Source organism: Haladaptatus sp. SPP-AMP-3, from assembly GCF_049568665.1.
Classification (GTDB): domain Archaea; phylum Halobacteriota; class Halobacteria; order Halobacteriales; family Haladaptataceae; genus Haladaptatus; species Haladaptatus paucihalophilus.
Genome location: NZ_CP145897.1, coordinates 2376905 through 2391596 on the forward strand (window position 1 = coordinate 2376905; position 14692 = coordinate 2391596).

The window sequence follows — 14692 nt, forward strand, 5'->3', positions numbered from 1 at the left end:
CCTTCGCAGCTGAAATTCAAAAGAGTACCGAATCGGATCGTATGCTTGAACGAAAGCAATTTTTCAGCAAATCTATCTAATTATTACTTTGATATGATCAAAATTGGAATTTTAAGCTCTGTCGATTTTTTATCCTCTTACATATAAGTACGAAACCGTATGGAATCGGAGACAACCCTGTTTGGTTAAACTCCCGAGTTAATATACGTCCATCGAGTAACTAATGCGGTCGTTGAACACCGTAGTAGTGCTCGAATATCACAAGCATCCGGCAAACGCTCAGGTGACGCCCACTCACGAGTTGTGGAAATAGTGACCCGTATTTTCAATTTCTGAAACTATTTTTTGATCAGATTCAGGTCAGTATATTTGAATCGACCATCCAATCCCAATCAAGCAAGTATAGTCCAATATCCAATTGACCTACGAGAAACACTGCCTATGAGAAGTCGCGTTTCTCAGTGAGTCCAAATGGGAACGCAGCGCCGAATTCATGCCGTGTCGTTTAAACTACGTTACGTCGAGAACCAATCTCGTATCGGAGTCTTTTGCAGTATTCAGTTATGGCCACTTGCCATTGATTTTGAGACCGTTTTGCGCCGAGTAACTGGAGACCCGTTTCTATTTTTCCGTATGATAGTATTGCATAATAGGATCTTGAGTAAGTTTGACAGCTTTAGAATACTATTTCTTGGACCTGTTCACTCCTTAATTATACAGTGCCTCCAGTGGCTACTTCACGGCTATTATGAATTATAGTAATAATTTATTCTGTTTGAATATCTGTGATTGGGTGGTTCCTTCCGAAATAGTAAAGGAACAATAGGAAAGAATGTTATATGAACCATACCATTAGTGAGATAGTCGACAAAATAGCCACTAGCAGTAAACCCTCTATCAACAATTTTGAAAAGCAACTCACACAACTGATGACAAAGATTCCATTCGCACTGGATCCACACGGGAATGAAGTCCACATTGAGGACGCCATTAGCGGGAAACGGGAATATTATCAGTGTATCGACTGCAAGGGGCACCTCCAAGCCAGGAAAGGTCCCGAACGTGAACACTATTTTGCTCACTACCCTGGCGTTCTAGACGAGCGAAATTGCAGCCTTGGCACGCCTGAAGCTATACGTAAACTCACCGAGGAAAAACGTACCACGAATCGAGAACGCGCTCACAACCAACACCAAATCGAAGTGGCAGTCCGCATCCGTTACGGCACTATTGCAGAACTTGAAGGGATTCTCCCAGTCCTGCGTTGGGACGATCTCAAAGAGGATACTAACCCGGACACGCTTCTCGATTCTCTCTCACTCAAAGGGAAGAACATCGCTGGGACGTTCAGCCTCCAGGAATTCCATCCCAACCATACTGATGCGACCATCCAACTTGACACCGACAAAGACGAGTACATCATCCGTATAGGGACTAACGACCATCCGGAGCTTTCGCGACTCGAAGGCGAGTGGCGTGCTGACGGCGTCGAACCAGGAGATGTATTCATCGGCGATGAAACTCAAGCAATTCGGATTAACGGGCAACCGAAAGCAGCTGAGGGAGATTGGATAGGAATCGTCAAATCAGAGGATCCCAACGATAACCGGAACGGGGTCGACGTCTACGAACTTGGCAACAATTACCTGATTGGCTTCCACTACCACGAACATGAGGACATCTTCAGCGATTATTTTGGATCGAGTGCTATTCAGCATGAACAGTTCGCTGCGGATTTGGTACTCCCAGATCGTGCCACACCCAATACGGAAACACCACAACTAGTCATGCCCGGCGAAGAGGTCCTAATAGGTATTACACCAGCACCTGACACCGACCCGAAATTCGAACTAGTTCCAGTCCCTCGTGAGGCAGGGACGGTCGAACAACTCGATGCCCTAGGTGAAGGGGTCGTACGATTCTGGAGTGATTCCTTTCCGGGTCTAGATCCAATTCAGCTAACCGTCCATCGACCAAACACCGATGAGCACCGGCTCTTCCAATTCGAACCGACAGATGATGTCGAATACCCAACATGGGAGCATGACTCCAGAGTAACCCTTACTGTAGGAACAACCGGAGAACCCTCGGTCCTTGACTCGGTTGCCGGTCCGACCAAATTGACGGTGCCGTCTCCGTCTTCAATTGAGACCTTTGTTGAGTCAGTTGAGATGACGTGTCCGAAGGGATATCGGTTTGATTTCAAGGCTGAATTCGGCTCTGAGGATGGCCAGCAGATTGTCCGTCGACAAGAACAAACGCTTCCCACAGTCGCAGGACTCCTAGAAGACGTAATCGATGAAGGCTGCACACGTATTCAGTTCAAATTAGATGGTGTACACGATCTGACAATCGAATTCGAATCTGAACCCGAAGTACCTGACCCGGAATCACGTCCAGATCCGGATGATCCAGAACCGATGTATCGGCAGAAACTCCCTGACAAAGTCGTAAAAGACCGCCTCCACGATATGAACCCGCTACCAGAGAAGGCTCGCTGGAAAGTAGTACGCGAGGTCTACAACATTCCGAAAGGCACACCACATCGCGAAACTCCTGGCGGGACGAAAAAACAGGTCCGACATGCACTACAAGAAGTTCAAGACGAACAAGAGGAGGAACCCAGCGAATGAGCACTCCACCGTCTCATAGGTCACTCCTCACGTCATTCACAGGCGTCTCCGAAGGACGTATCCATCTAAGTGATGAGGTTGTTCGACGTGCTCTCGTTGCCGAGGGTATCCGTCTAGCAATAGCCGATATCGTGGACCAAAATGACGACTGGCCAACAGTCCATAACCTCCGGTTACGGAACTGGGTTACGCGGAAACTCCAGACGGTTCTTGATTTCGAGCGAGACGCCGATGACCGGGACTCTGATATCGATACTCACCTGTTCCGGCGTGTTCTCACTGAAGGCCCGGAGCCTTCACTTGAATTCCTTGGCGATATCATCGAACTCGATGGAGGCTACTATGCATCTGCCCCAACGCGCGCTGTGATGACAACCGAATCGACGGCCGTCCTCATTTCGGGACTTCCAACTCGGTCGTTCACTGAGACCTTTTCTGTGGAACTCCGGGGAACGAGTAGATACTTGGTCGAAACCAGCAAAGAAGCGATAGAGGCATCAGGAATCAAGACAATCCCGATAGAGGCGTACGTGGATATCGAAGAAGGCCAGTCGTTCGATTTCGACTGGCTCGAAACCTTCTTCGAAGGCGCATTTGACGATTCAATCCATCCTGAGGTGCACTGGCGTGGGTTCCAGCGGTGCACCCCGTATGGGATTGAGTGGGGTGATGAGGAGAACGATATTCGAAAGCCAGGTACCTTCTATTCGGTATTCCAGGACCTCGGCGAGAACCGGGCTGCTAACTACTGGCTCCGACGGAAACCGGTTGAGGAGAATCCACGGAGTGAGTTCGCACAGATACCGAGGCGATACCTGAAATATGTGTGCTTGATTTTGGATAATATCAACGACACAACACATGAGGTCATTTTCGAGTATATCGACGAGGGGTTAGTTGTGAAGGCTGATTTCAAGCCGCCACGCCCGATTTTCCGGTGGATGGCGGCGAGCGGGGCGGTATATAGTCCAGCCGGAGGATATATGCGGTGGGTTATCACACCGGATGATAAGGAGAGCACAGCAGCACTGTTCGACACACTTCCAGTTACAATCATTGACAATTCATGAAATCCATTACAGAAGTCTCCGAAGATCTTGAAGAGGATCACCGAAAGTACATCGAATCAACGTATCACCTCCAACATCCACGGCTCCTGAAAGAACGCCGGAAGCTGATGGCGGAAGGCGAACTTTCTACCCAACCCTGGGTCGAGGCTTCCCCACGATACGTTTCTGGGAACCATTTCCGGGATCTCGACCTTCCTACGTCCGTCAAACGCCTCTTCGAGGATCTCAAAGGGCACAACCTCGATATCTACGATCCCCCATACAAGCACCAGTCAAAAGCACTAGAGGCGTTCTTCGCGGATGATCAAGATCTAGTCGTCTCAACTGGCACTGGGTCCGGGAAGACCGAAATCTTCCTCTATTCGATACTCGGCCAACTCGCGCGCGAAGCAGAGCGCAATCAATCCACGGATCAACGCGGCATCCGGACCTTGGTCCTCTATCCGATGAACGCACTGGTGGCAGATCAACTTGCCCGGATGCGACTCCTCTTCGGGAACGACACAGCAGCCGATATCCTCGAAGGCAGGATGGGACGCACTGTCCAGTTCGGAATGTATACCGGGCGAACCCCATATCCGGGAGAATACGATGAAGAACGGAATTATCGCGAACTGGCGCCAATCTTCGATAGGTTCCTGTCGCTCCAAGAGACGGATTCGGACTTGTACAACGATCTTCTTGAACGGGGCCGTATCCCTGCAAAGGACTTGGAGGCATTCCGAAACAAGGGATGTAGTCAATCTGACCAGTTCAGAACTCAACCAGGGGACACTGAACTCTTCACACGCCAGGAAATGCATAGCCCCAACGATTATGGGGGGGTTCCGGATATCCTGGTAACGAACTACTCAATGTTGGAGTACATGCTCCTCCGGCCAATCGAACAGCCAATGTTCGCGGAGACACGGCAATGGCTTGAGAAGGATGAGGACAATCAACTCAACATCGTTCTTGACGAAGCCCACCTCTATCATGGCGCGCAGGGTGCAGAAGTCTCTCTTCTGTTGAATCGACTGTTACAGAAACTGGATATTCCCCGTTCTCGCGTCCGATTCATCCTGACCAGCGCAACGATGGGTGGCGACGTCGAATCCATCGCCCCGGAGTTCGCTGCAGAACTCACATCGTCGAATCCGGACGACTTCGAGGTTATCGAGGGCACCCGTGAGAGGTTATCCGGTGGCGATACTGGGGATTCGACCGCCGCTGAGGCCTTCGAGAGTGTCAATTACGACATCGAAGAATCTGCCATCCGGAATCTGGCCTCGACGCGTAACTGGAATCCGTATGAGGGGAAGCAAGACCTTGAGAAATACGTCGCTGCGGAACTTGAATCGGATCCTGTCTTCCGGTTCATCCACAGCAAACTCCGCGAGAAGACTGTCGAACTAGATGAGTTAGCGGCGGCAGCATTCAAGACTGATAATGAAGAGTTAGCAATCGAAGCAACAGGTAATCTTCTCTATCTTGCGACCGAGTCCACCTGTCCGGATGGGTCGTCCTTGCTCCCCACACGGCTCCATATGTTAATGAAGGGACTCCCGTCACAGTACATCTGCACGAATCCAGAGTGCAGTGGACGACGCGAAACCGATGAGGAATATCTACTGGGGAAACTCTACACGACACCGAAACGCAAGTGTGACTGCTGTGAGTCTCGGGTGTTCGAACTGTATAGTCACCGCGATTGCGGAGCGGCGTATCTCCGTGTATTCCGAGACCCCAATGAACGGCAAAACAGAACGTTCCTCTGGACGTCTAATGACACTGCCAGCGATCTCGAAGAGGTGCATCTTCTCGTGGAGGAACCCCGAGATGATATCGGTCCCGAAGGGTCAACAGGTAGGTCATTTGCTGACATTACCCAGAAGCAATATCTGAATCTGACTACTGGACATCTCCTCCCGTCACCACCGGAGACAAGTTCATATATCACTGTCTGGGTGCCAACCGAAGAACCACCGGATGAGGACTACCCCTGGTGTTTCAACCCATGTCCGGCATGTGGACAACAGAACCGACGGAAGAACAACGGTGAAACCAAAGTCTCCGACTTGGAGACAAAGGGTGAGGAACCGTTTGCGAACATCGTCCGATCGATGTTCGACTTCCAGCCCCCGGAAGAGAATAAAAAGAAGTACCCCAACGAGGGCCGGAAAGTGCTCTGTTTCTCTGATGGCCGTCAGAAAGCAGCGCGCCTCGCGCGCGATCTTCAAGCACACGTCGAACAGGACTCCTTCCGAGAGGTAGTCGCTGATATCATGGCCAATCTCTTACCCGAGTCAACTGGGATGGACAAGTTCTTCGCCGCGTTCGTGATTTACTGTTATCAGAACAATATCGTTTATTTCGACGATCATGATGAACGTTATACGCAGGGGGGTGAGAAGTATCCTGGGTCACGAACCAAATTCTCTCGAATTCAAGACATGATTCCTGATTTAATGGACGACGATAACCTGGATGCGCCTAAAGAACTCCTCAATAGCCCATATATTTCGGAAGATCTCTCTGGCGGCGGTCAAGGCCGACCACGTCAATACGATGCGATGTTACTGAAGGCCCTGGGCGATGATTTCTACTCCCTCCCAGAGACCCTCGTCGCATATATTGCACCCACCCCCCCTGTATTGGAAGCGATTACGCGAAAAAGCGATCTCGATGAAGAACTCCTCGAAACAATAATTATCGAGATACTCCGGAACGCTTGTAACGAGTGGGCGTATGATCCGTCCATTTCGATACAGAACCGGAATGATGTCCTCCGATACGGAAGAATGCGTCCTGAAGAAGCAGGACTCGAAAAACCGGATATCATTCCGGAGTATCTGAAGAATACAGTCGACGATAGACTCGATCAGGAGGACTGGGATGAGGTGAAGAAACTCCTCCGTAAGACTCCTGGGGGAACCCGGATATTCGAGCGAAATGACGAATTCCGGTTCTTCGTTAATCCCTCTGCAGTGACGCTCGAACTAGCTGTGGACTCAGAGTGGTACCGATGCACTGGCTGCAACAAATACACGATGACATCGTTCGAGAGGAACTGTCCACGAGAAGGATGTCATGGGGATCTCGAGACCGTAGATGGGTCGGATCTTCGGCTTGAAACACGGAAGAGTTTCCTCCGTGACCCACCGCGTAACGTTGCGCATGGTGAAAATGAGCCGTTCACGCTTCGCTCTGAGGAGCATACGGCCCAACTCAATAAGAAAGACAGTTCAGACGCGTTCTCGAAAACGGAACGGTATGAACTGCTCTTCCAAGATATTCTCCTTGGTGAGAACGAGGTAGAGCAGCCCGTTGACGTGTTGTCGTGCACCACTACGATGGAGGTTGGTATCGACATCGGGAGTCTTACTGGAGTGGCGATGCGAACGGTTCCACCACAACCGGAGAATTACGAACAGCGTGCCGGGCGTGCAGGACGCCGAGGCGCGGGTCTCTCAACCATCATCACCTTCGCTGACAATTCGCCTCATGAGTCGCACTACTTCAACCATCCAGAGAAGATGGTCGGGGCAGAAGGGACGGACCCAACAATCTATGCTGGCAACGAGAAAATCGCACAACGACATATCAATGCATCGCTGATTGCGGAGTTCTTCGAACCTGAGGATCTCGGCGGGGAATCAGGCGTATTCGAATCACTCGGGACTTGCAGCGAATTCTTTGAGGAAGATGGAGACCAATCTTTCGAGAGATTCCGAGAGTGGTTGAACGAGAATGTCATCGGAATTGACTCTGGGATCACCGACCAATTGGGAGCGCTACTCCCGGACGAACTTGGAGAGGGCCGCAGTGGGGATTGGCGACAACCATTTATTGAAGAGACTGCTCGGGAGTTCGAGCAAGATCTTTCTGAACTGGCATCGGTGACCGATTGGGAGAGCGAGGAAAACGAGGACCGAAAACTGCTTGAAACTCTTCTCGATCAGGCACTTCTCCCGAACTTCTCGTTCCCAATCGATGTCTGCGACTTCGTTGTCCAGCAGTACGATCGGTCGAAGGGGGAAGTGAACACGGTGTATGATACGTCTCGTGACACGAAGGTTGCATTGTCAACATATGTGCCGGGGCGTGACATCGTGATGGACAAGAAGACGTTCACGTCGTATGGTGTCTTCTACAAGTTTGCTCCGAACCCCGTGAATAGGGCTGTCCAAGAGAACTGGGATTCGTTGGAATGGCTTAACATCTGCCCGGAATGCAACACCGTCTATGACTCTTCGAACGGCAATATGCAGGGTGAAGAATGCGATGTTTGTGGCACGGGCTTGAATTCCGTCCATAAATACACGCCACCTGCATTCGCACCTGAGGTTGACCCGGACTACGGCATCAATGATGAGTCTACATGGGAGGAAGAGCGTATCTACCCAACACCACCAAAGTATCCACTTACATCAACGTCCTCTGTCCATGAAGATAGTGATGCGGATGAGGGAGTGATTCGAACGAAGGAGACTGGTATCGGTGAGTTACAGAATCTCTCCGACGAGGAATTGCTAGTTGCGAACCTCGGGCCTGACGAGGCAGGCTTCGAGGTCTGCAGGCTCTGTGGCGCTGTCGATAGCGATGGGAACCTGTCAGGTGCTCATAATCGTCCGTACCCCAAGAATCAACGAGCGGAGTGGGCGATGGATGACGACGATGATATCCAAGAATGGACTCCAAAATGTCACGGGGAGCCGATCCAGACCTCGTTTTCTCATGATTTCCGCAGTGACCTGACGGTATTCCGGATTCCAATCCGGGAGCCAATGAACTGGGCACCAGCAGCACCCTGGTTTGAAAGCGCGGCACAATCACTATCTGAAGGGTTAGTGTTAGCCGCCTCGCGAACGCTGGGGATCGATGCGGATGAACTCGAAGGCGGCTTCCGGACCCGCGATGCAACCGAGGATGACACGGAGGGATATCTAGAAGTGTATCTGTTCGATACTACCCCTGGTGGAGCTGGGTTCGCAGCCCGCGTCTGGGAAGAGTTTGACGCGACGCTCGATACTGCGAAGGAAATTTTCGCTGACTGTGATTGCGACTCGTCGTGCCACGCCTGCCTGAACGTCTACCAGAATCGCCACTTGCATGACTCCTTGAATCGGCATCTTGGTCACGATCTCCTTACGTACGCGCAATCGGGAGATGCACCGACCTTGACTGCCAACCGCAGAGAATGGTTGGCAACCCAGATTCGTGACACGCTCGAACTACTCGACGAAAAGAATGAGGTCGTCCAGAACCCAGACGGAGCGTGGTCTGCGCGCAGTCCTGCGAATGAAGTCACCTTTGACATCCGATCGTGTCTCCGAACCGACCGATCAGGGGACGGGGCAGCAATCGACCATGACTTCTCAAGTTATGAGTTGACGAGTGAACTCCCTCGGATCACGTTCCTCCTCAATCATCAACTGTAACCGACCTCAACGTTCCTCAATTCTTGATTTCCACCTCGTCGGGGTAGGTTCCAATCGCTGGCGGTAGTGGTGCGTGACTGGTAGCAGAGATTCCAACAATGCTCACCGGCTTTCGCCGTCCCTCGTGAGTGAATTATGGAGTCACTCACTATCGCTCGATTTGAGTGCCTCTCGTACGAGGGCGGCAACTTCGTCACGTTGTGATTCGAGTGCTGCAGGTCGAAGAGCAATGTGCTCCACATCGAAGAGACCTCCGCTTGAACGCATGGCTGTCGTAGCTTTGTCTGGGTAGAACACACTCACACACCGATTGGCACCCTTCGGGAACAGATCGCCAGCATAACTGAACAAGCGCTGGTAATCCTCCAGATTAATATTTCTCCGAGGCCGAAATTTTGCGTCACCAATCCAGGTAATCCTCCCATCAACAGTAATCACATAGTCAGGACGTCCGGGATTATCAACAAATATGTCAAGATGTTGACTCTTCTCTTCGTGTGCCTTATCATAGTGGAGGGTAACGCTGGGGCCAAAGTCGATTGTCTCGATTGATTTGTCCGAGACTCGTGGGGGTTCATCATAGAACGATGCTATTTCACTGACAAGCACCTGCAGTACCCATACTTCATATACCTTACTGATAGGCTTAACGCCGAGCGTGAGTTGTTCATCGAACGAAATCGACAGCGCGCTATCAGTCTGGAAGGCTTCCCACAAATCGACAATCTCAGCAAGCTCACCGGAGCATGCAGCTTGAGTCGCAGCGAGCACCGACGAGTCTTCGAACTCGGTTCCGATTGCGGTATCAAGTAACTCCGCAGGGAGCCCCTCTTCGAGAAACTGGAGGTGATACTGTCGATGGTTCTCGAAGCGCGTATCAAGCGAGAGTCTGCCAACTCGTACCTCGTTGAGCGCTTCAGCAAGCGCGAGATGGAAGCGGACAACGAGTAGATTCGGGAGTGTTTCCACCGAGAATTCTGTTTGCTCACTAACAAGTTCCTTGTTCCCGGATCCCCACTCGGCGATTGTCTGCTCAACCAACAACCGACCTTGCATCTCGGGACCAGTGGTAGGCTCACGACTCACCTCAATATGTGGGCGGTGCGCAAGAACAGCTTCCGTAAGATCGATGAGAGCCTGACTATACCCCAATACCATCGCCTGCGGTTCGATACTTCTACGTGCGATGATCGGCAATACTGCAGCCGCCGTTGGAACCGACACCATCTCAAGCCAGCCAGCGACATCAGCAAGTAACTGTTCGTACTCTGGTTTCGAGAGTTTTCCCGGCAGAACAATGATATCGCCGGGATACCGTCCAACCCATCCCCATGGCTTGAACTGAGGCGGGTACTCGTCGGTGATCTCCGGCCTCGGCTCTTCGATGCCATACATCTCCCGGCTCTGCTCGAATCTCGATACATTCCTTTGAAGAAACCGACGGAGTTCCTGCCATTCGCTATCGCTCTGACCTAACCTCCTCTGTGTTCTCTCTGTGTAGGTCCGCATCTTAGAGTAATTCTTGGCCATTTAGGAGGCCGTCCATCAGGCTAGCTGTCCGTGTGAATCCTAATGCCGACGCTGTATCGCGAGCATCTGTGAACCGAGTAACGGCATCAGTATCGCTTGCGACTGTTGTAGCACGCCTGAGTTCTGATCCGAAGGCATCCAGTTGTGGGACAATGTATGCTGTCATGGCCGTATCGACCAGAGTCCAATCCGCGGAGTCGGGAAACAATTCACGATATATAATAATGAATTTAATTGCGTCGATTACCAATCCTTGTCCAATATCAACGATATTCTTGTCAGAGAGCACTTGCACAAATCTGAGGATGACATCGATGAAATCTGTTCCGCCGTGAGTAGATAGGGCGCCTGTTGCGGACTTCAGTGCAGACTGAGGAGACAGGATTGCCTCGATAACGGGTAGGACAAACGGGGAATCATTCGGGATTTTTGAGTCCAAGTTGAGATCCGTAAGGACAGCGGTCTCGATGACTTCTCTGGATTGTTTGATATGCCGAGAGAGGTCAACCTGGCTCGATGGAGGTATTGGTTCTTGGGTGTCTTCCGCTGCGAACAGCGATGGTACGTTCACAAAGGCAAACCGTCGTCGAAAGGCGTATCCAAGCGAGAACAATTGTGCCCGATCTTGAGTATTCATCGTGGCAATGATTCTAAATGCCAACGGGACCAACTGGCTACCGTTCTCACCCGCGTACGTGAGTGGATTCCCCATTCGATGCCCGAGGTCAAGGGCTGTGAATACATCGCCGAATGCCTGATCGAGATTCGCACGATTAAGTTCGTCGATGACGAGCCAAGATGGGAGGGCGTCATCTCGAAGCGACTGTTCACATTGCGAAGCGGCAGTAGTGAGTACACCGGGAGTTGGAACAAATGTGTCGCCTGCGGGTTGGTAGCCGCCGACCACATTGTGGTGTGTCCATTCAGCATTCGCAGTGGCGAACGCCAGATGGGGACAGAGTGCGTCGCCGATGCGAGTAGCGGCACGGGTTTTCCCACTACCTGGCGGGCCATAGAGGACGATGTTTTTCCCAGCAAGAAGATGCGCTAACGACTCCCGATAATGTTCAGTTCGGAGTTCACCCGCCGTGATTGTTCGTAATAGTACTGTGCCTGGCTCCCTGGCCGTCTCAAGAGCATTCACGACCTCATCTACAGCCCATTCTCCTTGTGCAATTAGGGTTGGAATCAGTTCATCGAGTGGTAATGTAGTAGTTGCATCTTCGCTGCTTTGTTCAGTCAGGGTAATGGTCCCATCAGATGTAATCGTGACAGGTGTTCCGGTAGTTCGAAACGCGTCGATGATTGTTGCTTCTTGGTTGTTGGTGATTGGATTATTTGAGGAGGGAACGTTAAGTGGGGAGCCAGTGTTTTTAAGTTGATAAATATCGCCCCAGGTGACGCGGACTTGCGATGTAAAGCGGCCATTCCAGGCTGTAGAGTCTATGTTCTGTTGCTGGTCGGTAGTGGCTTCGAAGGGACCGTATTGGGTGTTTTGTTGGTAGTTACAGAGAATGAGTGTGTCGCCGTCTTCAACCGGAGTCTCTCGCATATCTTTCTCACCAAACAGTTGTTTTGCCAGACACTCCTGTTGTGTGTTGGTGTCACATACAAACTGATGGATGGCCATTAGAGTTGATGTTTGTGTAGCCGACATATATCAATTGAGGGTCTGGCAGAAGTTCGGTTGATTAAATTGCTGTCGGAGGCCGAGGTGAATTCGCCGCCCTCGAAGAGGGTGGCGGGTTAAATGATTACGCAGTCTTGTTCCCGCACTGTTTGCGGGTTTACCCGATGAATCCTATCGAGATAACCTCGGTTTGCTGAGCAAGATGACACATATTCTAGGGAAAACTGGCCTCAACGAGGATAATATTCCAGATCACTCCACGTTAGTCAAACAAACGTTTGATAGATTGAGTATGAAGACCAGGCGAGTGTTGCTGCGCCTGTCGGCACAGATCCATGATGCAATTGGTCACGCCGCTATCGATTTAACGTTCTTCGACCGTGGGAATCTTCTCGGTTAGTACTCTTGAACGACTCTCCTTAGTCACGTAAATTGTAAATCCATTTTCGACGGATAAAGTCATCAACTGCTGAACGTCCTTCGCGCGACTGCCAGCTATCACCTTGTGCTTTCTCTTCGCGGACTAGTTCGAATCCAGCGGCTGCATAGATCGTTCCTTCATTGCCCGCTACTCCAGCGTGAGCAGAAATTCGTTGATATCCTTCCAAAAACGCCCAATTGCGAGCTCGAGCGATAAGCCAGGAACCAGCATTTGACGGCCTCTCAGGTCGAGATGCATATCTCGTAATTGAGATCTCTTCGTCTGCATCCACCATTCTGGCAACAGGCCGTCCAAGAACACAGACAGCGATTAGATTAGATTTATATCGTGCTCCAAAGGCAGCTTTCCACCCTGGAATACCTCCTAGTTTGTGATTCACTTCATCTGACTCTAAAAAATCGTTTATTTCAGTTCTGCTTCGCTCTCTTGTTAGTTGAAGGTTTGATACCGAATCAGGGAACAACTTTTGATTATCCATTTTTCTTCAGGGGACAATGTGCGCCCCGCTCATTCGGGCGCGAAAATAGAATCTAACGGAGGCGACTTTGACATACAGATATTCTGAAAATGCCTACTGGTGTGATCTTTTATCAGAATCGTGGATCCCTGCCAGTTCTGGGACACCAGCAACTCAGGAAGTATTACTCCTGGAACCCTATCTGAAGTTTTCCATCCCACCTGCATAATCGACTTCTTCACCATCGGTTAGTGTGTTGAACTTTGCCCTGCGCTCACTCCAATGTCGCTCCTCTTCACGTACTGGCTCGGTTGTTTGGCCTTCTAACGGGTCGTCGTCTTTAGGTCGTGGCTGCGCGCGCAGCGACGCGAGCACGGAGCGGAGGGGGGGCGGTGGGGTCTGGGTCGGCTCGGCACACAACAAAAAAAGCCGTTTTAGCTGGCTACGCTTTCCACCACCGACCACGCTCTGGGACGTGAATAGCACTCCACCCAGTCACCGCTACCGAAACACGACCCTCGTACCAATTTTTCGCGACAGATTCCAACTCCACGGTTTCACCCTCACGAACCATCGTTTTTCGTGAAGCTCGCCACACCGTGAATTTGATTGTCCCCGTATCGTCCTCAAGCAAACCAACTTGTTGGATTTTCGGATGTGTAGACTCCCACAGGGTCTTAACACGTCCTTGGATGCTCACCTCTTTGCGATTCACGTCTTGCACATCTGCAATTGGAATTACCTGCCCCGGTGCCATCCGCAACTCTTCGTACACCCCGACGACCGCGCTCATGAGACTTGTCCCGTCTACGACCCGCTCGGCTAACCGCCGACTGATTGCTGCTCTTGACCACCCATTGAGCTTCTCTTCCAACCGCATCGATTGTTGATTCACTGCCGCCAACTGCTCTTGCACCAACTCCTCACGTGGATCTCGCCTATCCGGGTCACACCACGGGTCTACACTCGCTGCTCGTTTCTGGAATTCACGACGTCGCTTGACGCTCACTCGTTCTGCCGCTGTTCGACATTGTGCTTCCCGATCTGATCCCTGCGACCGATCATACCGTTCACGCGTTCGTTTGATTTCCAGTTCACGGGCTACCAATCGCTCTTCTGCCGCCAACGTCAGTCCACGTCCAACTCCATCCGGATGATTCGTATCGACCTTCCCTTGGATTGTCTGCTCGACCGACGGCCGCAGCTCAGGGTCATTTTCGACGCCCTCAAACCGCTCTTCATCTCCGTGTTCAATTTCCAATTCTTCGACCGAAACTATTTGACCAATCGTGCGTTTAGTACTCATTGGACTACAACTCCGAAGGCGCGTCTCCTACCGCGTCTTTTTCGACACTCGCTCCTACACGAGTCCCATCTCTATACCGTACAACTCATCCGACTCCTGCACGCGCTCGCTTGCGCCTTCGCGAGCGTCCCCTGGGCGCGAAGCGAGCGCGTGCTATCGAAAGGACACAGACGAGAACGCGCGCCGTCCCGGTCGGGCCGAGTG

7 protein-coding genes and 1 pseudogene are annotated in these 14692 nt (G+C 51.3%); 4 read left to right on the forward strand and 4 right to left on the reverse strand.

What is annotated here, in order from left to right; genetic code table 11:
- Nucleotides 1–839: 839 nt before the first annotated feature.
- From V5735_RS13075 to V5735_RS13085, 3 genes are read left to right on the forward strand one after another with little or no spacing between them, the layout of a single operon-like run.
- Nucleotides 840–2633 (forward strand): hypothetical protein, encoded by a 1794-nt coding sequence (locus V5735_RS13075; protein WP_423743921.1) that lies wholly within the window; start codon nt 840–842, stop codon nt 2631–2633.
- Nucleotides 2630–3703 (forward strand): hypothetical protein, encoded by a 1074-nt coding sequence (locus V5735_RS13080; RefSeq protein WP_423743922.1) that lies wholly within the window; start codon nt 2630–2632, stop codon nt 3701–3703. The genes V5735_RS13075 and V5735_RS13080 overlap by 4 nt, the downstream gene beginning before the upstream one ends.
- On the forward strand, nt 3700–9123 hold the full coding sequence (locus V5735_RS13085; protein ID WP_423743923.1) for a DEAD/DEAH box helicase: 5424 nt from the start codon (nt 3700–3702) through the stop codon (nt 9121–9123). The genes V5735_RS13080 and V5735_RS13085 overlap by 4 nt, the downstream gene beginning before the upstream one ends.
- A gap of 141 nt (nt 9124–9264) precedes the next feature.
- Here V5735_RS13085 and V5735_RS13090 read toward each other — a convergent pair whose 3' ends face one another.
- Both V5735_RS13090 and V5735_RS13095 read right to left on the reverse strand, forming a co-directional pair.
- Nucleotides 9265–10653, reverse strand: a complete 1389-nt coding sequence (locus V5735_RS13090) for a hypothetical protein (protein ID WP_423743924.1) — start codon at nt 10651–10653, stop codon at nt 9265–9267.
- Nucleotides 10634–12283: an McrB family protein gene (locus V5735_RS13095; protein ID WP_423743925.1), complete on the reverse strand. Its 1650-nt coding sequence runs from the start codon at nt 12281–12283 to the stop codon at nt 10634–10636. The genes V5735_RS13090 and V5735_RS13095 overlap by 20 nt, the downstream gene beginning before the upstream one ends.
- A 65-nt stretch (nt 12284–12348) precedes the next feature.
- On the opposite strand from V5735_RS13095, the pseudogene V5735_RS13100 reads away from it, so the two are divergent.
- Nucleotides 12349–12671 (forward strand): annotated as a pseudogene (locus V5735_RS13100) (IS5/IS1182 family transposase); the annotation flags it as partial.
- 31 nt (nt 12672–12702) lie between these two features.
- Here V5735_RS13100 and V5735_RS13105 read toward each other — a convergent pair.
- Nucleotides 12703–13203 (reverse strand): XF1762 family protein, encoded by a 501-nt coding sequence (locus V5735_RS13105; protein ID WP_423743926.1) that lies wholly within the window; start codon nt 13201–13203, stop codon nt 12703–12705.
- A 421-nt stretch (nt 13204–13624) separates the two neighbouring features.
- A complete protein-coding gene (locus V5735_RS13110; RefSeq protein ID WP_423743927.1) occupies nt 13625–14488 on the reverse strand; it encodes a DNA-binding protein in 864 nt (287 codons plus the stop codon).
- Nucleotides 14489–14692 lie beyond the last annotated feature (204 nt).